The organism is Sulfurirhabdus autotrophica, from assembly GCF_004346685.1.
Lineage (GTDB): Bacteria > Pseudomonadota > Gammaproteobacteria > Burkholderiales > SMCO01 > Sulfurirhabdus > Sulfurirhabdus autotrophica.
The window spans coordinates 1-21,081 of the sequence record NZ_SMCO01000013.1; the positions used below are offsets into that span (position 1 = coordinate 1).

General features: G+C 44.7%; 26 protein-coding genes. 19 read left to right on the plus strand and 7 right to left on the minus strand.

The genetic code is table 11. The features are described from left to right. Window positions 1-152: 152 nt before the first annotated feature. From EDC63_RS12245 to EDC63_RS12280, 8 genes are all read left to right on the plus strand, one after another. Window positions 153-677, plus strand: a complete 525-nt coding sequence (locus EDC63_RS12245) for a hypothetical protein (RefSeq protein ID WP_124945049.1) — start codon at window positions 153-155, stop codon at window positions 675-677. 63 nt (window positions 678-740) lie between these two features. Further along, window positions 741-2,291 (plus strand): ankyrin repeat domain-containing protein, encoded by a 1,551-nt coding sequence (locus EDC63_RS12250; protein WP_124945050.1) that lies wholly within the window; start codon window positions 741-743, stop codon window positions 2,289-2,291. Between the two features lie 162 nt (window positions 2,292-2,453). Then, the gene (locus EDC63_RS12255) at window positions 2,454-2,786 is read left to right on the plus strand and encodes a protein tyrosine phosphatase family protein (protein WP_223248155.1); all 333 of its coding nucleotides are present in this window, start codon (window positions 2,454-2,456) and stop codon (window positions 2,784-2,786) included. Window positions 2,787-3,039: 253 nt separating this feature from the next. Further along, complete coding sequence (locus EDC63_RS12260) at window positions 3,040-3,345, plus strand: NIPSNAP family protein (RefSeq protein WP_124945051.1); 306 nt, start codon at window positions 3,040-3,042, stop codon at window positions 3,343-3,345. Window positions 3,346-3,428: 83 nt separating this feature from the next. Continuing rightward, a complete protein-coding gene (locus tag EDC63_RS12265) occupies window positions 3,429-4,007 on the plus strand; it encodes an O-methyltransferase (protein WP_124945052.1) in 579 nt (192 codons plus the stop codon). 59 nt (window positions 4,008-4,066) lie between these two features. Then, entirely contained in the window at window positions 4,067-4,444 is a 378-nt protein-coding gene (locus tag EDC63_RS12270; protein WP_223248156.1) for a DUF4260 domain-containing protein, read from the plus strand. Window positions 4,445-4,538: 94 nt separating this feature from the next. Next, complete coding sequence (gene yidD, locus EDC63_RS19125) at window positions 4,539-4,970, plus strand: membrane protein insertion efficiency factor YidD (RefSeq protein ID WP_124945053.1); 432 nt, start codon at window positions 4,539-4,541, stop codon at window positions 4,968-4,970. Between the two features lie 32 nt (window positions 4,971-5,002). Further along, a complete protein-coding gene (locus EDC63_RS12280; protein ID WP_124945054.1) occupies window positions 5,003-5,770 on the plus strand; it encodes an arylamine N-acetyltransferase family protein in 768 nt (255 codons plus the stop codon). A 361-nt stretch (window positions 5,771-6,131) separates the two neighbouring features. On the opposite strand, the gene EDC63_RS12285 is transcribed toward EDC63_RS12280, so the two are convergent. The 5 genes from EDC63_RS12285 to EDC63_RS12305 form a co-directional block, all read right to left on the minus strand. Next, a complete protein-coding gene (locus tag EDC63_RS12285) occupies window positions 6,132-6,644 on the minus strand; it encodes a Crp/Fnr family transcriptional regulator (protein WP_124945055.1) in 513 nt (170 codons plus the stop codon). A 315-nt stretch (window positions 6,645-6,959) separates the two neighbouring features. After that, the gene (locus EDC63_RS12290) at window positions 6,960-7,730 is read right to left on the minus strand and encodes a glutathione S-transferase family protein (protein WP_124945056.1); all 771 of its coding nucleotides are present in this window, start codon (window positions 7,728-7,730) and stop codon (window positions 6,960-6,962) included. A gap of 12 nt (window positions 7,731-7,742) precedes the next feature. Beyond that, entirely contained in the window at window positions 7,743-8,348 is a 606-nt protein-coding gene (locus EDC63_RS12295; RefSeq protein ID WP_124945057.1) for a glutathione S-transferase family protein, read from the minus strand. Between the two features lie 21 nt (window positions 8,349-8,369). After that, window positions 8,370-8,747 (minus strand): MAPEG family protein, encoded by a 378-nt coding sequence (locus EDC63_RS12300; RefSeq protein WP_165922995.1) that lies wholly within the window; start codon window positions 8,745-8,747, stop codon window positions 8,370-8,372. An 80-nt stretch (window positions 8,748-8,827) separates the two neighbouring features. Then, on the minus strand, window positions 8,828-10,162 hold the full coding sequence (locus EDC63_RS12305; protein ID WP_124945059.1) for a hypothetical protein: 1,335 nt from the start codon (window positions 10,160-10,162) through the stop codon (window positions 8,828-8,830). 169 nt (window positions 10,163-10,331) lie between these two features. On the opposite strand from EDC63_RS12305, the gene EDC63_RS12310 reads away from it, so the two are divergent. The 9 genes from EDC63_RS12310 to EDC63_RS12350 all read left to right on the plus strand — a co-directional run bounded on the left by EDC63_RS12310 (window position 10,332) and on the right by EDC63_RS12350 (window position 17,223). Beyond that, window positions 10,332-10,952: a TetR/AcrR family transcriptional regulator gene (locus EDC63_RS12310; protein ID WP_124945060.1), complete on the plus strand. Its 621-nt coding sequence runs from the start codon at window positions 10,332-10,334 to the stop codon at window positions 10,950-10,952. Between the two features lie 251 nt (window positions 10,953-11,203). Beyond that, window positions 11,204-12,040, plus strand: coding sequence for a DUF2167 domain-containing protein (locus tag EDC63_RS12315; RefSeq protein ID WP_124945061.1), 837 nt, complete (start codon window positions 11,204-11,206; stop codon window positions 12,038-12,040). Continuing rightward, entirely contained in the window at window positions 12,007-12,762 is a 756-nt protein-coding gene (locus EDC63_RS12320) for a hypothetical protein (protein WP_124945062.1), read from the plus strand. The genes EDC63_RS12315 and EDC63_RS12320 overlap by 34 nt, the downstream gene beginning before the upstream one ends. Continuing rightward, window positions 12,759-13,160 carry a J domain-containing protein gene (locus EDC63_RS12325; RefSeq protein ID WP_124945063.1) on the plus strand — a complete coding sequence of 134 codons (402 nt, stop codon included), beginning with the start codon at window positions 12,759-12,761 and terminating at the stop codon, window positions 13,158-13,160. The genes EDC63_RS12320 and EDC63_RS12325 overlap by 4 nt, the downstream gene beginning before the upstream one ends. Before the next feature lie 245 nt (window positions 13,161-13,405). After that, on the plus strand, window positions 13,406-13,936 hold the full coding sequence (locus EDC63_RS12330) for a hypothetical protein (protein ID WP_124945064.1): 531 nt from the start codon (window positions 13,406-13,408) through the stop codon (window positions 13,934-13,936). Window positions 13,937-14,084: 148 nt separating this feature from the next. Next, complete coding sequence (locus EDC63_RS12335; RefSeq protein WP_124945065.1) at window positions 14,085-14,351, plus strand: acyl carrier protein; 267 nt, start codon at window positions 14,085-14,087, stop codon at window positions 14,349-14,351. A 36-nt stretch (window positions 14,352-14,387) separates the two neighbouring features. Continuing rightward, window positions 14,388-15,032 carry a YkgJ family cysteine cluster protein gene (locus EDC63_RS12340; protein WP_165922996.1) on the plus strand — a complete coding sequence of 215 codons (645 nt, stop codon included), beginning with the start codon at window positions 14,388-14,390 and terminating at the stop codon, window positions 15,030-15,032. 266 nt (window positions 15,033-15,298) lie between these two features. Next, window positions 15,299-16,228: a sulfotransferase domain-containing protein gene (locus tag EDC63_RS12345; RefSeq protein WP_124945067.1), complete on the plus strand. Its 930-nt coding sequence runs from the start codon at window positions 15,299-15,301 to the stop codon at window positions 16,226-16,228. Between the two features lie 200 nt (window positions 16,229-16,428). Then, complete coding sequence (locus EDC63_RS12350; RefSeq protein ID WP_124945068.1) at window positions 16,429-17,223, plus strand: alpha/beta hydrolase; 795 nt, start codon at window positions 16,429-16,431, stop codon at window positions 17,221-17,223. Window positions 17,224-17,311: 88 nt separating this feature from the next. Here EDC63_RS12350 and EDC63_RS12355 read toward each other — a convergent pair whose 3' ends face one another. Continuing rightward, window positions 17,312-18,994: a diguanylate cyclase gene (locus EDC63_RS12355; RefSeq protein ID WP_124945069.1), complete on the minus strand. Its 1,683-nt coding sequence runs from the start codon at window positions 18,992-18,994 to the stop codon at window positions 17,312-17,314. Between the two features lie 65 nt (window positions 18,995-19,059). Further along, on the minus strand, window positions 19,060-19,509 hold the full coding sequence (locus EDC63_RS12360; protein ID WP_124945070.1) for an arsenate reductase/protein-tyrosine-phosphatase family protein: 450 nt from the start codon (window positions 19,507-19,509) through the stop codon (window positions 19,060-19,062). Between the two features lie 248 nt (window positions 19,510-19,757). Between EDC63_RS12360 and EDC63_RS12365 the strand changes: the two genes are divergently transcribed. Both EDC63_RS12365 and EDC63_RS12370 read left to right on the plus strand, forming a co-directional pair. After that, window positions 19,758-19,982, plus strand: a complete 225-nt coding sequence (locus tag EDC63_RS12365; protein WP_124945071.1) for a hypothetical protein — start codon at window positions 19,758-19,760, stop codon at window positions 19,980-19,982. 57 nt (window positions 19,983-20,039) lie between these two features. Beyond that, window positions 20,040-21,074: a thioredoxin family protein gene (locus EDC63_RS12370; RefSeq protein ID WP_124945072.1), complete on the plus strand. Its 1,035-nt coding sequence runs from the start codon at window positions 20,040-20,042 to the stop codon at window positions 21,072-21,074. Window positions 21,075-21,081: the final 7 nt, after the last annotated feature.

Below are 21,081 nucleotides of genomic sequence, written 5' to 3' on the forward strand. Positions count from 1 at the left end.
GCGAAAGCTGATTCATGTCGCCTTCGGTGTACTTAAATCAGGAAAATATTTCGATCCGACTTTGCATGGGGGTTGACTTGGATAACAGTATCTACGCGAGCCAATCCCCTGTCACATACACAGGCGCTATTGATTTGAAGTATTATTGGTGAATGTTAGAGCCAACCCTATCTATTCCTTATTTTCCGCAAATATATTCGAGACTAATCACTGCAAGCCTTGTGTTTTTTCTGCTGCTTTTTGGTGGGTTCCTGTTCACCATTTCTAACGAAACTCGCTGGAATAGCTTTTTTATACTTTGGTTTAGCTTCATTGGGCTCATTGCCTTCTTGACCTTATTCACTTGGCGCACCAGAGTATTTTCTAAGACTACGAACATCATTAAAACCTATTACTTACTCGGGTTTATTCCTCTTTGGTCGGAAAATTTTCAAATATCAGAATTCACGCATATCAAAAGGCGTGTTACTTGTGCTCGAGGATACGACACTGAAGGTATGTATCATCCGGAGATCTATCTGGCTGGAAAAGGGCAACGAGAGATAAAATTACAGGAGTTTGTGGATTGCAATGACAATCATCACACTTTGTCTGAGGAGTGGGCGAAGAAAATCTCGACTGCTACCCGTCTTCCCGTGATTGATTTCATCGAATCTTGGAATACCAATCAAGCTTAGTTGTAATCACACAAACACAACAATTTCGTCTACTATGCGAGTGAATTATCCGGAACCTCAATAGTGTTCAATCGCCTTATGCATTTTTTACGTAGCTCGCGTTTATTCGTACTGACTACACTTATTGTCGTTTATCTGGCATTTTTATTCGGTAACAGCAGCTTTTCGCCCCGCGATTTGCTGGATGCCATTTATATTCGTGTGCAAACCGACCCGGCACTTTCATCTCACTATGACTGGCCTGTAAAATTGCAGTTTGACGCACCATTAGAACTGCCTCATATTAATAACTACCCTGCCTTTGCCCGCGTAGGCGTGCGGGGTAATGTGCACTGGCAGAATAATCAATTAACTGTTCAGCTCCATGAAGTAAGCCATGCCGCCGAACGAAATTTATGGTTTGACTGCAAGGCATTGAAGGAAGTAAGGGTTGGCTTAACACCAATGGGATTTTTTGGTGCAGAACACAGTGTCAACAATCCGCCCGGGAGCTGGTCTGCATGGCAGCCCATTTCTGTTGAGCGATCCGGTCAGCGCGCATACAGCACACAAGGGAATTGGGAATTTACTATTCCTGCACCACTTGCAAGCAAACCTTGGGAACAACGGCTGGCTATTGAAACGAAATGCACAGTCAAGGATGGTAGCGTTTTTAATATGACGAGCTTTACGTCATCCTGGTTTTTAGCCAATGCTGCGCATCAGCAAGCCTACGCTCCTGACCCATGCTCACAAACCTTACCGTTGCGTGAAGCACTTGCTGCGCGCTGCCAAAATGCGGTTGAAGCTCGGATAAATAGCCCTTGGGGACGACAAGAACTCACGCATAACCCAGGTAAAGAGGCAACTTGGCTTGATATTGCGATTGCCGAAAAGATGCCTGATACCATCAGACCATTGGTAAAAGCAGGGATTGATGTGAATAGCACTTCGGATGATTATTCGGGTGATACCGCATTAATTTACGCTGCAGGCAATGGCGATTATAAAAGCGTGCGCGAGTTGTTGATGCTGGGTGCAAACAACAACCAAAAAAACAAAATCGGCTTTAGCCCTTACAACGCTGCTGCCAGTAGCGGTTATGGTGATTTGGCAATGGAACTGGCAGAACAAGGCGTCAATCGTGACACCAACACGAGTAACGCATACTCTGCCCTGTCCCTTGCTGCTTACTTTGGGGATAGGGCGACAGTACGCCGTTTATTAGAATCTGGCAGCGATCCCGACATACAAGTGGGCGGTTGGTACAACGCATTGCACCATGCTGTGAAAAAAGATAATTTAGATCTTGCCCGCACATTGCTGGTTGGTGGCGCCAACCCCAACATTGGCGTGTCCGCAAGGCGTGGTGAAACCCCGCTGATGATGGCCGCTGAGAATGGCAGCATCCCCATGATGAAATTGCTGATCTTAATGGGTGCCAGCATTGACTTGATAGATCAAATGGGGAAAAACGCCACAGATTATGCTGAGTATTTTCGCAAAGCGGATGCATCTGATTTTCTGTGCAAACGAGGTTTGGAACCCACATCCATTGACAGGTCTCCACGCAATAATGAAACAAAAAAACGTGCTAATTGCATTGCCCCCAGTGTGGCCAGACCAAATGTTTGAATCAAGGATCGTCAGGTTCAGACTCAATTGAGTTTAGCAACAAAGCTACTTGTGCTCAGCAATGCCTGCCATGATCATGCTATGCACAAAATGATATTCTGTTCTATAACGTAAATTCCAGAGACAGCTACAGATGTTTAATTACGCGAAAAGATATCAGAAATGAACATTCCTAACCACCTCCAAATTTCTGATCAAATAGCCTCATCCGGGCAACCAGATGAGGCAGACTTTCGCTTTATCGCCTCCGCTGGATATAGATCAGTGATCAACCTGGCGATGCATGATTCAGATAATGCCATACCGGAAGAGGGATATATTGTTACCCGACTGGGTATGTCTTACCATCATATCCCTGTGCCTTTCGAAGCGCCGAAAACCAGCTACCTGATACAATTTATTGGCATTATGGAAACCCTTAAAACGGAAAAAGTGTGGGTTCATTGCGCATTGAATTACAGGGTCTCGGCATTTCTCTATTTGTATTTTCGATGACAAGGCTTGCCTGAACCTGAAGCGCAGAGCGCAATACTCAAAGATTGGGAGCCAAACTCAACATGGCAAGCATTTATGAAGCAACCAATTGATCAAATTCATTGCGCGATGCTCAGTGACAATGTCATAATGACTGAACGCAGCCAGACCATATAATCGTATTACTGAAAACACGCCTTGATCATTCAAGAGGTCTTCAGGTAACACGCATTTTACGGCGCTCCGACTGAGTTACTGAAGTGGAAGAAACCTTATGATTACTTGTTATCTTCGTTACGTGATTGATCCTTTGAAACTGAAAGAATTTGAAACCTATGGAAAGTTGTGGATTCCTTTGGTAGAAAAATTTGGCGGCAAGCACCATGGCTATTTTTTGCCTCACGAAGGGCCAAACAACATTGCACATGCCCTGTTTTCTTTTCCTTCACTAGCTGATTACGAAATTTACCGTGCTGCCGCTACAGATGACGCAGAGTGCCAGGCAGCTATGCGCTACTACCGGGAAACACAGTGCTTTCTGAGTTTTGAACGCTCGTTTACGCGCCCGGTTTTTGAATGAAGGCAGAAATCATCACACAAAGCAGTTCGCAACATGTGATTTATATAGCGCCCATAAAGCATGCTTAACTTAATTGCTGCTCAATGAAAGATACAGTGAAACATTTCCCTATCGGGTATCAACAAATACTTGATGAAACACTCAAAATTAACTTTGATCAATTGTCAGACCCATTGCCGGGTTCTCTATTGGCCACACTTTCCGCCACAAAGCCTAATGGACGATTTCTTGAGTTAGGTACGGGGAGTGGGTTATCAACAGCCTGGATACTTCATGGCATGGATGCGCTTTCATCCCTTACTACTATTGATAGCAACGAGGAACTGGTAGCCATCGCCAAAAGATACCTTGGTAATGACCAACGTGTAAGCTTTGTGGTTGGCCAAGGTGAAGAACTGATAAATAATACTGAGCCGGAATCTATTGATTTTATTTTTGCTGATACCTGGCCTGGAAAATATCATCAACTGGAAGAAACATTGTCACTATTAAAAAGTGGAGGGCTATATATCATTGATGACATGCTGCCACAAGACAACTGGCCGGATGGGCATGCTGACAAAGCCAGCAATCTAACTAAATATCTCGAAGCCCGGGATGATTTATTGACGACCAAAATTGCGTGGTCAACAGGGATCATCATTTGCACGAAAAGGGCTTAACAACACCCTTGCTTTAGCATGTACTCACTTACACACCAGAACCCTATTTGAGGTGCATCTTGGATGCTGCGACAGGAAATATACGTTTAATTCTCCGCCTGGAAGGCCTTGCCATTCTGGTCGCTTCGACATTCATGTTTCACAAATTAAATTTTGCATGGCCAACTTATTTTTGGTTTTTCCTGTTACCTGATTTGTCTTTTACAGGTTACTTGTTTGGCCCACGTGTCGGCGCTATTTCGTACAATCTTACCCACAGTTATTGCGGCGCAATTGCTTTAACTATTACTGGCGTTGTAATGGCAAACGCACTGGTACTTGCTGGTGGGCTCATTTGGTTTGCACATATCGGTTTTGACCGCGCGCTTGGTTATGGACTTAAATATGCTCAGGGATTTAGTTACACCCATTTAGGGAACATAGGTAAACAGGTTTAACTGACTAAGGTCACAATAGACTGGGTTTCCAAGATCAATATTCGGCTGTACTTTTGAAGTTTGAGATGAAAATTAGAACGACGTTAACTATAAAATGAAAAGACTTGCGCTTTTGTTCATTGTTATTTATCAACGACATATTTCGCCACACAAAGGATTTACCTGCGCATATAGATCACACACAGGCCAGGCCAGTTGTTCTGCTTTAGGCTTTCGCGCTATTCAACGCTTTGGCGTCTTGGGTGGGATTGGCATTCTGCAAAAACGACTGGAAAAATGTAGCGCAACGCATCACCGTAACGTTGTCGCACATCTGGATTGGCACAGGCAAGGAGGGTTTTGTGACTTACCTTGCGATCTGCCATGCGATACTAGTTGTTTAGACGCAGGATGCAATCTGCTATCAAACTGCGGATCGCCAGGTGATTGCAGGGATTTTTGGCCATCACGCAAAAAGCGGGGCAAGGAACAATGGGTCCATATAGCACCCAATACTAAACACAATCGAGCTACAAAAAAACATTAATCTGGCAGAAATATTAACCAAGGTGTACAAGTATGCAAGCTGACAATTTTGAACTTCAAAACTACCTCAACCGAATTGGCTTTTACGGCGATGCTCAAGCCGATATTGCTACCGTTACCAATATGATGCGGTGTCAGTTATTTTCTGTGCCATTTGAAAACCTGGATGTTCAGGCTGGAAAAGTGGTTTCTCTGGTTCCTGAGGAAATCGTTGACAAGATTCTCAATCGAAATCGTGGCGGTTACTGTTACGAGGTTAATGGCCTTTTTGCCATGGCGCTGCAAGCATTGGGAATTTCATACCAGTTTGTTGCTGCACGACCTATGTTCTACCCAGTTAAGCGGCCAAAAACACATATGGCTATTGTGCTGAAACTGGATGATGAAGAGTGGCTGTGTGATTTGGGTTTTGGCAGTTACGGGATCCGAGCGCCTATGCGGCTAAACATACTGAATGTAAATGTCAAACAGGATGCGGATACATTCAAGTTGAGCAAAACAACTGAGCATGAGTACTTATTGCAAGCGCTCGTTGAGGGGGAATGGACCAATCAGTTTGCGTTTGATCTCTCTCCACAAGAGTGGATTGACTTTACTCCAGCCAATTACCTCAATTCCACACACCCTGATGCTATTTTTGTTAAAAAATTACTGGTTGTCCTTCATAACCCTGCTGGAAGAACCATATTTTTCGACAATATGCTTAAAACCATCAAAAATGGAAAAGTTGAAAAAATATCCATTGCGCCAGAAAATCGCGATGCCATTTTGGCCGATAAGTTTAAATTGACTGATTTTTAGTGTGTTCAGAGCTCTATCATGATTTTACTGTGCAAACAGATATAGCAGAGCTGGGGGATACTTCACCCAGCTCGCAAATAGTCGGTAAAACTATTTGCTGATTAGTAAAATACTCAGCTAAATGGCTAGCTCTTAATGGTTTTGGAAATATTTAAAATTCAGGGGCCGCTTAATTAACCGCAGAGGCGCTGAGACGCGGAGAAAGACAATAAAGCAAACAGCCTATCCAGATAACAAAGCAATATGGCACATCAACTCTGCGCCTCTGCGTCTCCGCGGTGAATGTACAACGTTGCGCAAGCCTCCTGAAAAACACACCAACGTATTGTTAAAGCTGTTCAAAGGGAAAATCAGTAAGCAGTTACTTATATCCCGCACCATAAAGATAATGGGAGAATTGTGCAAAATCACTGCTGACCCGACGGAACAAGTTATCCAGACTGATAATCGCCTGCTCTACAATGTTGATTGCAATATACGGCTGCTCTACTTTCATACGCTTATACATGGCGCGGGACAATTTGAGCACTTGGGTTTTAGGTGCTTTAGCGACCAGTCGAACAGAACGCGGCTGCTTATCAAAGAAAGACATGACGCCAACCAGACCACCTGAAGCAGCGCGAACCACTTCACCTTCTTCTCCACGCTCGTCAAACGTCACTGCAATTTCACCTTTTACCACAAGGTACAGCGAATCGCCCACATCACCAATATCCGACAAGATCTCACCTTTTTTCAAATCCATTAGCGTCAGATAGCCTAGCAGTATGTGAATTTCCCCAATAGTTAGGGAATCGCACAAATGTTGATGGCTTAGAAACTGTGTTAATTGAATTTGATCCAGATCAGTGCTTGCGGCCTCTTTTGATGGCATGTTTGTTCTTCCTTAGCTAATCACAAAAGACTATTATATGCGCCGAAACCAGCCTCAGCAAAACCTTGCACATTTTGCATCGCATTTGGTTTGATTTTCATACGTTATTGTTGCTTGTTTCCTGCCATTTTGACTTGATCATGTTTAAAGTTGGCGCAAAGCTTCCTCATTACAGCCCAGGTATTTCCCCATTCCCCCAGCTCTTCTATGAAATATTTTGTGAGTGGGGCTGAGCTGAAGAATGAGTAAGTTAGCAGGTTCCCTCGCCCCTTGTGGGAGAGGGGCAGGGAGAGGGGGATTGCGACTATTCAACTTTTAAACAACCGGTATTTTATTTTTTTGCGAGCAGCGCTCAGTTTCGCACAGATGGCGTACATACTGACCTGTGACGGTGCTTTGAAATTCCTTTACTGTGGTTTGCATGGATTCAGGCACTTCCGCCAGAGCAGGCAGCGTTATGCCATATTGGCGCGGCAATACAAAAGGCGCCATCATGCATACCAGACTCAAGTCAGCGGCACTGAATCTGTCGCCAACCAGATACTTCCGGCCATCACTTAGCAAGCCATCCACTTTCTGGATGATCTGCCGAGACTGGTTCACGCCTACCTTGACCTTTTCATCATCGGTGTGCAGCATCCTCGCAGCAAAGGCTTTCAAAAAAGGAAAACACACCGGCCCCAGGGCTTTTTCAAATGGTGATATCCCTTGCGACGCAATTTTCAGCATTGCACGAGGATGCTGCAGGTAATGAAAATAAACCCATCGCCTGCTTTCCACCCCCAGTTGTTCGTCAAACAAGTCCTCCAATTCATCTACTTGATGCCTTAATTCGCGATCTTCCGGATAGAGCCGTGCTTCTTTCGCCGCATAGCTATCCAGATACTTGAGAATTGCGGTGGAATCGGATATCACATATTTGCCATCTTGCAGCACCGGTACCATTTTTCCACCACTCATCCAATAAGCGTAAGGATAATGAAAACCTTGCAAATGCGGCTCTTCCTGATAGGGAATCCCGTGCCGGATAAGTGCCCAGCGTGCTTTTTCACAATAGTGGCTAATGGGGATGGTTAAAAGTTTCATCACGATCACCTTTTATTTTGGTACGGTGGCTACAAAGCTCGGCCGCTGTTTCATACTGCTGTACCAGTTGCAGACGGCAGGGAATTCATCCAATTCATATCGACACATTTCAAGGTAGGCAACATTAGTTACCGCTGCCAAATCAGCTAGCGTGATGGCTTCACCACACAAATACGTTTGTTTGCTCAACAGAGCATTCATCACAGGGAGAATTTTCTGCAACCATTTCTTTCCGTCCTCTATAGCCTGCTTGTTGCCGTTTTCACCCGCAAAGTGTGTATTAAACATGATCTTGCCGGCCTCTGGCCCTAATCGAGTCTGACTCCAGTCCAGCCACTGGTCTACCTGCGAGCGTGATTTTGCATCCCGAGGGTACCAGGATTCAGCCTTATGTTTGTCTGCCAGATAGCGCATGATCGTATTGGATTCCCAAAGCACAAAATCATCATCTTCAATCACAGGCACTTTGCCATTCGGGTTCAACGCCAGATATTCCGGCGCATATTGCTCCCCTTTCATCAGGTCTACCATTTGATAGGTATAAGGAATTTTGCATTCCTCACAAAACATTTGCACTCGACGTGCAGCATTGGAATAAGGGTGTCCGTACAGCTTCATGATTTCTCTCCTTGCTGGAAATTAGATGGCCAAAAGAAACAAGGCAATAGTGCATGCCCCACCCCCGGCGAAAGCCAAGGTTCGTGGCACACCCAGATCTGCAAGGTAAAACAAACCATGCACCACGCGGAAAATAACAAACGCAATTGCCAGTTCATCCACTATAGACTGTGAAACGTGAAATTGCTGCGCAACGATGACCGCCACCGCAAACTGGGGAAAGGCTTCAATCGCATTGAGATGCGCCCAGTGTGCACGCAGCCGCCATCCAGATAACTTTACTTCAAATGAACGGGGCGCAAGATTAGCGGTTAGACTGTAAACCGGCCAACGCCACGACATACTCCAGAAAAAAGGTAATAACCCTGAAATAAATATGCACCAGTACGCTATGCTCATCATCATCTCCTTGCTAAGAGAGTACTAAATTTCCATTTTTCTAATTAAATGACTCGGTCATCCCTACGCAACGCACCTGATTATTGTTTCGTGATTTGTTTTTTCTTTACGGGGTAGGTGCCCAGCAATTCCAGCCCATTTCCAACACTTGTTTTTTGCAGCACTAAAACGTTAAACATCAAATGGTGCAATGAAGTGTCCACTTTTTCCCAGCCTGTAGTTAGAAATCCCACGTTACCAAACTGGCCCGGAATATTTTCGGGTTCATCCACTCGCTTGCGGTCATCCAGCAGGTATAAATGCGGCTCAACGGGCAGATTTTTTTCCAGTTCCAGTTGCACCATCAGCAAGCCGTAGGCGCTTTCTATTCCGAACCGTTGCTCCACACCTTTATTAAACTGTTCCTTATCCGGATTCATTTCGCCATTTATGGTAATGGCCGGTTTACCGGCACTGTTTATGCGCAACGCGGGTAACGGTGGCGCATCATTCCAGTCGATTGTTGTCAGCGTGCTTAAATCAGAAAAAAACCAGCTTAACTTAAAGGGAAGATCAATCAACGTATCCATTTGCAACCCATTTGCGTAGATAACATAGTCGATAGTCAACGACGGACTTTGCAAGTAACCAAGTACTTTCACAGAATTAAGCGTCCTGCGTATCACGCGCACCGGACCATCTTTCACAGCAATGATGCGTGAGCGATAATCCGCCTGGGTGCGGACAAAATCGATTCCGAGCAATTTACCGTGATGCCGGATTTTCATGGTGTCGACCACGTTTGGACTCCATTTACCGACACCGTCCACATGCCATTGCAACTTGTCTATCAGAAAGGGTTGTGACTTTGAAAATCCAATCCTGTATATACCGGTTTCGATCGTGTCGTTCGCCGCATCATATACAACATAATCTTTGGTCACTTCCGCAGGAGTGTCTGCTGTTATCACTTGCAGATACACCCACTTTCTTTCTCCTGTATTGAAATCAACAATGCCAATTTCAATAGTTTGCTGCGGATTGGTGGACTCTGCCCCAGGACGCAAACGTTCCCCTGCATCGTTCAGCATGAATACACATTCATCGGTCGCTTCAAGCAATAACGCTTTATCGTCATCCTTTAAAGGAAACACATAACGGCCTTTGGCATCCCGCTTATCAATTTGAAAAGGGATTATTTTTTTCACGCCACCCTGCCAGCTAACTGCACGTATCATTGCCACGGGTTTGTCGAGCAGCGAAGCAATTTCACCGCCTGAAACAACCACGGGAGCGGCGGGCAGGGAAAGAGAAGCATGTATCGTCAAGAGCGGCATTGAGACCTCCGCCGCACTGACAGGCAATGCTGCAGTTAATGTGCCCGCCACAAACACCCAACGAAAATACGCCAATATTCCAGCATTCAATTTTTGCATGCCAATCACTTTCATCCATATAGTTTTAGACCAAATTCAAAATACAACCAGCAACTTAATGTTTACATCGACTACATAATCAAAAATCATAGGCCACGATGTTTCCACTGTCAACTTTTATTGTAGAATAGAAAACAACCCAGCATTAAAATGACTTAGAGTCTTTAACATGATGAAAGCTCAATCCAAAGAAAGTTACCATCACGGTGACCTGCGCAACACTTTAATCAGCACAGCCACGCAACTACTCACCCAACACGGGGTAGCCGGCTTAAGCTTAAGAGCCGTTGCCAAAGCAGCAGGGGTAAGCCATGCGGCACCATATCGCCATTTCCGGGATAAAACTGACTTGCTGGAATCCATCGCCATGTATGGCTACACCCGCTTGACAGATGTTTGTCAAAAAGCAGAAAAAAACCACCCAAACAGCCCCCAGCAACAATTATTTGATGCAGGTATGGGGTATTTACACCTTGTCATGGATCAACCAGAAATCGCTCACCTCATGTTCAGCGGCATGTTATCTCAAGAAAACTGCGGTGAAGGACTAAAGCAATCTGGCTCAATGGCAGTCCATAGCCTGGCGAAGATCATCGAAAACGGAAAGCAACTAGGCCTCTATACGGAAAGCAAAACCGAAGACCTCACCCTGACCGCCCTGGCCTGTGTACATGGCATTGCCATGATGATACTTGGCGGATTAATTAAACGACCTGAAACTAAAACACAACTGCAAATACTTGGGGAACGAATTTATAACACGCTTTTGATGGGCCTGCTGAAACGTTAAAAATTGATTTCACACCAACATATTGACACTGAATGATTATTTACAAACACTCCATACTGCGTTTGCCAATGTAACCACATTGAAAAGTAATATAAAAATCACCAAATATTTCATGCATGAACACAACCTGAATATTCTTTTGACATACTCCGGTTTATACAACACAATGAGCCAAAAAAGCATCGAAAAGATGCCTGAGTTATAAAAAAACTGATGGATGAGAAATTACCATTCCACATTTGGGGCCCAGTATGAAACTACTCTCTTTCTTTTTTGCATTATGCTTTTTTCCATTTTCATCCTCGGCAGCCGTCAACCCAGAGGTTACTACCAAAGCAATTCGGTCGCTTGAATGGCATATCGGACCCAAAACGGAGCAAGTGGCATCAAAAGCAACATTAAAAACAGATTCAAATCTAGCGTTCCTGGATGAAGTAAACAGCAAGAAATTCCTCGAATTAACAGGGAATATTCCTGATTCCGGCAATTTTATTCTTTTATCTACAAAGAATAACTGGTGGGCAACATTTTCGTTTAACCCCATGGGCTATGTTAAGGATGATGAAAAAATTGACCCTGATGCGCTTCTTCAGCAGTTGAAAGATAGCGATGAAGCTGCAAACGAAGAAAGAAAAAGACTGGGAATAGCCCCATTACACACAGAAGGCTGGTATGTCCCACCGCATTATGATGCCAAGTCAAAGCGGCTGGAATGGGGACTAAAACTTAGCAGTGAAGGGCACACAATATTGAACTACACCATTCGATTATTGGGAAGAACAGGTGTAATGAATACAACGCTTGTATCAAGCCCAGAAACTTTAAATGAAGATGTCAAAACTTTCAAGGCCGCTCTGCCCGGGTTTGAGTTTAATAGCGGAGAACGTTATGCTGAATTTAAACAAGGGGATAGAGTGGCTGAATTTGGTTTGGCTGCCCTCATTGCTGGTGGAGCTGCTGCTGTGGCGACGAAAAAGGGTTTCTGGGCAGCAATTGTTGGATTTGCTGTTGCTGCCTGGAAAGTAGTAGCAGTAGCGGTGATAGGTTTATTTGCTTGGGTGCGGTCGATCTTCAAAAACAGATCGTGACAATATCATTCGAAACATGGTTAGTGCTTGGTATTATCGGATTCTATTTATTTGATTCTGCAATGTTGCTCTTTTTCAATGAATTGGTTTTCATTGAAAAAAAAGGCAAATGGATTTTTGCATGCCCTGAGTCCCGCTGGCAGCTAATGGAGAAAATTCCATATTTACCAAATCCTTTAACGCCTGGCAACGCCTTGTTCCGCTTGAGCTGGTCGCTTTCTAAAACAGACAAGCAACAAGAAAGCCAGGAAGCATTGCAAAGTTTTCTAAACGCTTTCAACCCATTACGCCTCATGACATCAGTCCTTTTCACATTACTCATGATCGGCATTCCAGTTGTACTTTTTATTTTTGGCACAGGATTAGGGTTTCTTCTGCTAATTGGACTTATTTATTTCACTATTGTAATCATGTTGACCCTGATTTATCGACAAAAGGAAACATTTGGAGTTTCTGGAAACGTCATTGCGAAATTGGCATTTGATTCTTTAGCATGCCCTCCTTTCGCACTTAACTTGATAAGAAAAATAACCTTGCGTTACCCTTTCGCAGGGGACCCGATTTGTTTTTATCGCCAAGTTTCGGACCCAAATCGTTTTGCCCAGTTGATACACTCTTTATGTCAGAGAATAGATGAGATGATCGATTTTGAAGATGAAACCAGTCCTCGATACAGCGCGCTTCAAAGCTATAAAAAAAGTCTTACGGGTATGGTTTCATGACAGCCGAAGAAATCATTTTCATTGTCGGCGGCCTGTTGGCTGGTTACTGGATTGTTATGGCTATGCTCGATAAAATAACAGAGACTTCAGCTAAAACTGTCGCCGAAAGCAATAAAGAAACATTCATTACTCAGGAGAAAATGTTTCACGAGATGCCGGACAAAGGCAACAATTCATACGATGAAAATTACATCCCTGCAAACTGGTTCAAAATTCTGGAAATTGCTGAGAGCGCTTCGTCTGAACAGATAAGAGTGGCTTACAAACAAAAGATATCTCAATACCACCCGGATAAAGTCTCACAAATGGGATCAGAAATCCGGGACCTTGCGGCATACAAATCAAGGGAAATCAACGCCGCGCATGATTACGCACTGAAGTTGCGTCAAGAACTGTAGCTACAAACGCTGTTTTAATTGATTACATTTCTTTAAATCAGGGGAAATTGCTGTGCACAAAACCCCAGTTCAGGTCAAAGCCACTGATAAAACTACACAATTTTATTGACGATGGCATTTTTGTACCGCACAATATGCCGACATTAGGTCGTTCTAGTCACTCGCTCAACTTTAAACAAAGCAATTTTTAAGCATAACGGTAAGATGGCATAAAACCTGAAACTATTAACTGGAAAATATAAAAAATGAAATTAAAATCTCTTGTGATAGCAGTATTGCTGGCTGGCATGCCTCTAGCTACACAAGCTTCGCTAGTAACAAAAACTTTTATTTCGACAATTACTGTTGGTTCGCTTGCTGGTAGTTATGGAACAGGAAGTTTTACTTATGATGATGCCTTGGTAATTACGGGATATGAAACAATTAGCGCTCTAGACGGCTTAAAAGTTAATTTCACTTTTGATGGGCAGGTTTTTAACGAGACAAATGATCGCGATTATATTACCGACCCTTACCCTGCGCTCACCTTTGTAAACTTTCAAGCCATTGATCTTAATTACCTATTGGCAAATGGTGTGAATGGTGTATCTTTCGCAAACTCTACAATCCAGGAGTTGTACATTTCCGGGTTAAATGCTTCTACAAATGGTTATGACTTCGCTAACACTATGGAAGTGACTTCTGTGCCCATTCCTGGAGCAATCTGGATGTTATTTTCAGGCTTGACTGGTCTCTTGGTGCTAGGCAACAGAGGCAAGAAAACAAATACATTCTAAGTCAGCTTTACTTGGCTATCTATTTCGATGAATTCATGCGGCGTATTACTCGCATTGACACCTGATTATAGCGCCAAGCTTTAGGCTATTGTATTTATGCCATCATATTCATCCTCAAATCAATTTAGCATAAAGCAAGGATAATATTTTGGGGCTGGATACCATTGAAACAATACTTTGGGCGGAACATGAATTTGGTATCCCCATCCCGGATGAGGATACGTCAACCCTACTTACAGTTGGGGAATTTTCATTGTACATTCGCCACCAACTTGTATTGAAAGAGGGCATCAAGGCAATTTCCGAACCACAGATTTTCAATGCTATTAAAAATTTCCTTGCCAGTCAATTCAAGATCAAGCCTGAAATCATTGTGCGCAACGCAGCTTTCGTCAAAGACCTTGGGTTGGAATAATCCCAAAAGCCGGCTCATATGAACTAATCTATGCATATGCTGAGTCCTGAAGAACAGTCTGAGTTTTTGAGTGCTATTGAAAAAGTGCAGCACGCTGCATTAAACCAACTTTGTGCCAACCAGAGCATACCGTTTGCCATCACTTTTATATCTAAATTGCAACTCAGCGTGGACCAAGTTGTTCATACTTCGATAGACAGGCAATCCATCGACTGCAGAGCTGGATGTAGCCATTGCTGTAATGTGCGGGTTGAGGCGCTTGAACCTGAAATTTTTTTGATTGCCCAGGAACTCAGAAAAAATCCTCCAGATAAACTCAGGGAAGTAATTGTAACTTTGCGTCAGCATGTTGAAATAGTGAAAGATGTTTCCATTCAGAATTATCACTTCCAATGCCCATTTCTGAAAGATCATTTGTGTTCGATCTATCCAGTTCGCCCGGCCATCTGTATAAAAGTGCACTCCTTTGATGTTGAAAAATGCAAAACACCCGGAGCTGAGATACCACAAAACCTGAATATCGTTTTAAAATCTGATGCTCTGATCAAGGGTACTGCTAACGCGTATCAACAGATCAAACTGTCTGCTTCAGGGCACGAACTCGGACAAGCTGTCTTGCTTGCCCTTACTGACGAATCATCAGAAACAAAATGGTATAACGGTGAGCCAATATTTGATTAGATAGTTATTCACCTTAATTCAATTTCTCCCAACTGCCGGTTTGCATTTATCCTATACTTATTTCTTTGGCATTTCGGCTACCGCAATGCTAATGGGTAGTATTATTTTCTTGCGTTATCGTTAACATGATCTATCTTAATTAAGAGTAGCGTTTCGCTCGCAAGGTGTGCGGTTGCGCCCCGCATTCATGACTATTTGTGATTTTGCCAAATCTTGTCACGATGCTGGGAGAGGTTTTTCATCGTTATTTCACAAGTGAAGGAATCATGACCCAAAATATTTTATGGCCGGCTAAGGTTAGAGAGCTGCATAACCACCATTTTGATTCTACCATCTGGAATGATCTACAATTCCGTGAAGACGATATTGTTATTGCTACCTACGCTAAATCCGGTACCACCTGGATGCAGCAAATTCTGGCGCAGATGCTATTCAACGGCAACCCTGAATTGTCAGTTGCTGAAATGTCGCCCTGGCTGGATTTACGCATACCACCCAAACAGGTGAAACTACCTGAGGTAGAGGCGCAAACGCACCGCAGAATGATTAAAACCCACCTTCCGCTGGATGCACTTGTCTACTCACCCAAGGCAAAATATATTTATATTGCACGCGACGGAAGGGATGTTTTATGGAGTATGTATAACCATCACGTTCACGCCAACCAGGCTTGGTATGAAGCACTAAACGACACGCCTGACCGGATAGGGCCACCCATTGACCGACCTCCCGGTGATATCCGTCAGTATTGGCACGACTGGATGGATAAGGATGGCCATCCTTTCTGGCCGTTCTGGGAGAATATTCGCACATGGTGGCAAATACGCGAATTGCCAAACATTCTGTTTGTCCACTTCAATAATCTGAAAAGTGATATGCCGGGACAAATGCGCCGTATCGCCTCCTTTATGGACATTCCCATAGACGAGTCACGCTGGGATGATATTGTGGAATATTGTTCATTCGACTGGATGAAAAAAAATGCGATAAAAAGTGTGCCCCTTGGCGGTGCTTTCTGGGATGGGGGTGCCGAGGTTTTCATCAATAAGGGTGTGAATGGACGTTGGGCAGATACGCTTAGTGCTGACGAGTCTGCCGCGTACGAAGCACGCGCTATCCGCGAGTTAGGAACCGAATGCGCTCATTGGCTTGCCACAGGTGAAATTACTTACAATAAGGAAAAAAGCGTCAGTTAGCATTTACTTTTAAAAGTATTTTGAGTTGATCTGAACTAGAATTCGCTTTTGTACAGGCAAATTGTTATTAACCCACAACAGTCTCTCCAAGCCATTAATTCGCCAGATCCAGGAATCAGAAGGCTTGCCCATGCTCAGGATGCTGCAGCGGGCTTTTATGGTATGCAGGGCCATTCAATACAACATGAGAGAAATCGAGCATGACGAAGCTACTTTTCAAATTCGGTATCACCCTGCTTGTGGCAGTATTTGCCAATCTGGCATTTGGGCAGCCCACACAGCGCGTTGAAGACATACCTACCCGACCTGGTGTTACACAAAGAATACTTGTTCTGGCACCCCCAACCCCTAAAGCAGCGGTCATTCTTTTTGCGGGTGGACATGGTGGATTGCAAATTACTTCTGACGGCTCATTCAAATGGGGTGCCGGGAATTTTCTGGTGCGTACTCGTCAGTTGTTTGCAGATCAGGGTTTACTTGTTGTGCTTGTAGATGCCCCGTCTGATCGTCAAAGCCCGCCATTTCTCGCCGGTTTTCGTCAAAAGCCGGAACATGTCGCTGATATAAAAACGGTAATCGCCTGGGTGAGAGAACAGGCAAAAGTCCCAGTATGGCTGGTGGGCACAAGCAGGGGTACGCAATCAGCTGCTTATATTGCAACAGAGCTGTTAGGGGCTGATGGGCCAGATGGGTTAGTGCTCACCTCCACTATTCTGAGTGACAACAAATCGCAACCAGTGCCTGACTTACCCCTTTCGAAGATCGCTATTCCGGTGCTGGTAGTGCACCATGAACAAGATGGATGCAATCATTGCGCTTTCAGTGATATCCCGAAGCTAATGAGCAAGCTTGATAACAACCCGCGGCACGAACTTGTTACATTCACAGGCGGCAATAGTCGCGGTGATCCGTGTGAGGCTTTTGCCTACCACGGATTTAATGGGCTTGAGGGTGATGCAGTAAGAAAGATAACTGAATGGATATTGGCTAAATAACGGCGGGAAACCCCGCATTAATTGCCAGCAAAACGCACTAAATTCAACAAACTATGAACATAGCTGGAAACAGAAGTGGAACTGCTGTTCACTCTTCAGGATTCATCACTTCACCGGCTCTTTGCGCTACCCGTACTTGATTACGCCCACCCCGTTTTGCCGCATAAAGCGCCACGTCAGCAGCGATAAGTAGCTCTGAACCATTACTGTCAGGGTGTTGCTCTGAACAAGCGAGGCCCGCTGAAAGGGCACACGTGAAATTTTTACCTTCGTGGCTAAAGCGCAAAGCGGCAAAACGCTGACGAATATCATCCAGCAACATATACGCATTATCGGCATCACATTCCGGTAATACCACCACAAACTCCTCGCCACCATATCGTCCGATAATATCGGACTGCCGTAGCCGCTGACGCAGCAGCATAGCGGTGGATGAAATCACGACATCACCTGTTGCATGGCCATAATTGTCGTTTACCGATTTGAAGCTATCTATATCCAGCATGGCTACAGTGACAGGTTTCGAACTGCGCCGTGCGCGAATCACTTCAATATCCAGTGCTTCTTTAATACTGCCATGTTTCAACAGTCCGGTGAGGCTGTCTTTGGCGATTTGCGCACCTAATTGGCGGGCTCGCGCAATTCGAACACTCACAGCTGCTATTAGCTGTGCATCAGAAATCGGCTTGACCAGAAAATCATCGGCTCCGCGATCCATAGCTGCTATTTGGCTGGCGAGGTCTGTTTCTGCCGAAAGGTAGACAAGGGGCAAGCTGGCCAAGTTGTCGTGTTGGCGGATCACACCGGCCAGGTCAGGGCCGGAATAAACAGGCATACGCAAATCCAGCAGCACCAGCTCCGGCCGAAATGACTTAATTTTTTCGATTATAGCCTCCGGCTGGTGCAAAACCGCCGCTTCCATTCCGGCTCCCTGCAAAACCAGGCGATAGTATGCCGCTAGCTCCACGTCGTCATCTACTATCAGCACCCGTTGTGGCGAGGTGAGCCGCTGCTCGAATATATGCTGCATCCGGTTTACCAGAAGAGGAATATCCAAAGGCTTGGTGAAGTAACCCTCTGCGCCCAATTGCGACGCACGCACTCTGGACATGAAATCACCTGACGAGGAAATAAATAGCAGCGGACTTTCAAGATTCAGCAGAACCTGAGGTAAGGTAAACGAACTGGCGTTTTCACCCTTTTGCTCAAGCTGGACATCTAGCAGCAGCATATCAGGTTGCTCATGCTGAGCAGCTTGCACGACATCTTCAATACCGACAAACAAACGAACTTTATAATTAAAAGATTCAAGTTGGCGCAATAGTTCATTGCCGAGAAAAGCATCTTTTTCCATCAACCAGATGTTGTAGCTCTGGCCTGGCACTTTATCAATGTTCGCGGCAATTACTGCAGCTTTCGGAAGATCAACGGCTGCCATGGTTTCGCCTAAACCAGCCACATATGCTGCAAAAGCGAGTCGAGTCTGCCTGTCGATATCATCCAGTGAACCAGCCAGCAACCCCTTGGTCTGCTGTTCCAGATTGCGTGCACGCGCGCTTAAAGCAGCAAAACCGAAAGTACCACCAGAACCGGCCAGCTTATGGAGACGGTGTTGTAATTCTTCCAGACTTTCACGCTTATTCTCACCCTCGCTCAAACCAGCAGCAAGGCTATTCAGCGCAATCAGCTCTGCAGGCAAACGAATCAGATAGTCATTACGGAGCTTAGCCAACTGTTCAGACACCATGCCTGCCGTAAGTTTTTTCTTCATCCTTTACGTCTCCCTTATAGCCTGTTCATTGTACGCTAAAGTCTGTTTACTAGCAGACTGAGCGATCATTCAGAAGCCTTTTGCAGCATTTTGAGACCACCAATCATCCCTTCCACGCGACGCTTGATCTGGTCTCTTATTTTTCGATAGCTTTCAAGCTGACCGATTGCAGAATCAGCCAACTCAGCAGGGTCATCAAAAAAATAACTTCGTTTTTGCACACCGTGCGGTAAAGGCGGACACTGAGCTTCTGCTAACTTGTCCATAAGCACAACCAGATCAGCCCAATTAAGTAGCGCTTCGTTCAATTCGTCCAGATCACCACCATCGCAGCTCACGCCCATCTCTTGCATGACGTCTGCAGCCACCGAATCATGGCCCTGTTTTTTTAAAACAGCAGGCCGGCCCTCCATCCAGCTTGCTCCCAACTGATTAGCAAAACATGAAGCCATCAGAGACCGACTACCATTTCCACTACATAAAAACAGCACGCGCGCTTTTCGCTTATAACCCAATCCTGCTTTTCCTTATTCTTTCTTTCACCTATTAAGACCACTATAAACATTTGTTCGCGATTGGTACAACCATCAGAGCGTCAAACCTGTCTGAATTTTACATCCGACTGGCTTGTTACTCGTAATCGCATCGTCTAATTGCTTGAGAAAAAGGGAAAAGGAGGTATGATTAAACGGTAATCAATAATTCGCACAATCTGATTTGATTGTAACTACCCGAATAAAATCACACGACAAGGCAAACACTTATGAATATTCGCTGGTCATTCACGCTCATACTCGCTTCTCTATTACTTTCAGCCTGCGATGAAAACAAACCCAACAAACCACCTACTCCTCAAGTCAATGCACCCTCCGCACCGGTGTTATTTGGTGACCAGAGAAAAGTGCTCGACAAGGCAAAAGGTGTAGAACAAACCCTTGAAAACCAAAGCCAGGAACAACGTAATGCTATAGATAACGCAGCTCAATAACTCACAGTTACCTATTGTTGCTATTCATGCCCTCAATGAACTTAGGAGGATAAAATAATGATCGCAAATCGCCTTTGTTCCTTGCTGGTGTTATTTTGGATTAGCATGCCGACCCTTGCTGCTGAGACGCCCCCTTCCACACCTCCCAGCCCTCATGCCATCGAGATTCCATCATGGTTTAAAGAATCCTTTCTCGATCTGGACAAAGATATCAAGGAAGCAGCGGCAGAAAAAAAGCGAGTCATGCTTTATTTTGGTCAAGATGGCTGCCCTTACTGTACGAAGCTCATGCAGGTTAATTTCAGCCAAAAAGATATCGTCGCGCAAATGCATCGTTACTATGATGCGATTGCACTGAATATTTGGGGAGATCGGGAAGTCACCTGGCTGGATGGTAAAACCCGGACTGAGAAAGAATTTGCTGCATTCCTTCGGGTACAGTTCACCCCAACCCTGTTATTTATTGATGAGCAGGGTATGGTCGTTTTGCGTATTAACGGTTACTATCCGCCACATAAGTTACGCGCCGCGCTGGATTATGTGGGCAAACACATGGAAAATCAGACGCCCTTTCATGATTATCTCAAAACTGCCGCAACAGAGCCTTCCAGCGGAAAATTGCATGACGAGCCATTCTTCCTGACCGTGCCCCATGACTTACAACGCACTCAGCAACTTTCTACCAAACCGCTCATGGTGTTGTTCGAGCAGAAAGAATGCGCTGAATGCGATGAGATGCACAATAAGGGATTCAAAGATAAATATGTGCTGGACCTGCTAAAGCAGTTCAATGTGGTCAGACTTTCCCTGTTTGGCAAAGAATCGTTAATTACACCCAACGGAAAGAAAATGACAGAGGCGGAATGGGGGCGGGCACTCAATGTTGCATACACGCCCGGGATTGTATTTTTTGATACCCAAGGCAAAGAGGTGTTTCGGGTTGACGCTTACCTGAAGTCATTTCATCTTGCTTCATCGCTGGATTATGTTGCCAGTAAAAGCTATCTCACCCAGCCAAATTTTCAGCGTTTCATAGAGTCACGTGCTGACAAAATGCGTAAGGCTGGCATCCCATTTGATATCTGGCAGTAAGCTGAAT

What these genes read in the sequence shown, in the direction of transcription:
- EDC63_RS12245 (WP_124945049.1), top strand. Translation starts at nt 153, where the DNA reads ATGTTAGAGCCAACCCTATCTATTCCTTATTTTCCGCAAATATATTCG.
- EDC63_RS12255 (WP_223248155.1), top strand. Translation starts at nt 2,454, where the DNA reads ATGAACATTCCTAACCACCTCCAAATTTCTGATCAAATAGCCTCATCC.
- EDC63_RS12260 (WP_124945051.1), top strand. Translation starts at nt 3,040, where the DNA reads ATGATTACTTGTTATCTTCGTTACGTGATTGATCCTTTGAAACTGAAA.
- EDC63_RS12265 (WP_124945052.1), top strand. Translation starts at nt 3,429, where the DNA reads ATGAAAGATACAGTGAAACATTTCCCTATCGGGTATCAACAAATACTT.
- yidD (WP_124945053.1), top strand. Translation starts at nt 4,539, where the DNA reads ATGAAAAGACTTGCGCTTTTGTTCATTGTTATTTATCAACGACATATT.
- EDC63_RS12280 (WP_124945054.1), top strand. Translation starts at nt 5,003, where the DNA reads ATGCAAGCTGACAATTTTGAACTTCAAAACTACCTCAACCGAATTGGC.
- EDC63_RS12285 (WP_124945055.1), bottom strand. Translation starts at nt 6,644, where the DNA reads ATGCCATCAAAAGAGGCCGCAAGCACTGATCTGGATCAAATTCAATTA.
- EDC63_RS12290 (WP_124945056.1), bottom strand. Translation starts at nt 7,730, where the DNA reads ATGAAACTTTTAACCATCCCCATTAGCCACTATTGTGAAAAAGCACGC.
- EDC63_RS12295 (WP_124945057.1), bottom strand. Translation starts at nt 8,348, where the DNA reads ATGAAGCTGTACGGACACCCTTATTCCAATGCTGCACGTCGAGTGCAA.
- EDC63_RS12300 (WP_165922995.1), bottom strand. Translation starts at nt 8,747, where the DNA reads ATGAGCATAGCGTACTGGTGCATATTTATTTCAGGGTTATTACCTTTT.
- EDC63_RS12305 (WP_124945059.1), bottom strand. Translation starts at nt 10,162, where the DNA reads ATGCAAAAATTGAATGCTGGAATATTGGCGTATTTTCGTTGGGTGTTT.
- EDC63_RS12310 (WP_124945060.1), top strand. Translation starts at nt 10,332, where the DNA reads ATGATGAAAGCTCAATCCAAAGAAAGTTACCATCACGGTGACCTGCGC.
- EDC63_RS12315 (WP_124945061.1), top strand. Translation starts at nt 11,204, where the DNA reads ATGAAACTACTCTCTTTCTTTTTTGCATTATGCTTTTTTCCATTTTCA.
- EDC63_RS12325 (WP_124945063.1), top strand. Translation starts at nt 12,759, where the DNA reads ATGACAGCCGAAGAAATCATTTTCATTGTCGGCGGCCTGTTGGCTGGT.
- EDC63_RS12330 (WP_124945064.1), top strand. Translation starts at nt 13,406, where the DNA reads ATGAAATTAAAATCTCTTGTGATAGCAGTATTGCTGGCTGGCATGCCT.
- EDC63_RS12340 (WP_165922996.1), top strand. Translation starts at nt 14,388, where the DNA reads ATGCTGAGTCCTGAAGAACAGTCTGAGTTTTTGAGTGCTATTGAAAAA.
- EDC63_RS12345 (WP_124945067.1), top strand. Translation starts at nt 15,299, where the DNA reads ATGACCCAAAATATTTTATGGCCGGCTAAGGTTAGAGAGCTGCATAAC.
- EDC63_RS12350 (WP_124945068.1), top strand. Translation starts at nt 16,429, where the DNA reads ATGACGAAGCTACTTTTCAAATTCGGTATCACCCTGCTTGTGGCAGTA.
- EDC63_RS12355 (WP_124945069.1), bottom strand. Translation starts at nt 18,994, where the DNA reads ATGAAGAAAAAACTTACGGCAGGCATGGTGTCTGAACAGTTGGCTAAG.
- EDC63_RS12365 (WP_124945071.1), top strand. Translation starts at nt 19,758, where the DNA reads ATGAATATTCGCTGGTCATTCACGCTCATACTCGCTTCTCTATTACTT.
- EDC63_RS12370 (WP_124945072.1), top strand. Translation starts at nt 20,040, where the DNA reads ATGATCGCAAATCGCCTTTGTTCCTTGCTGGTGTTATTTTGGATTAGC.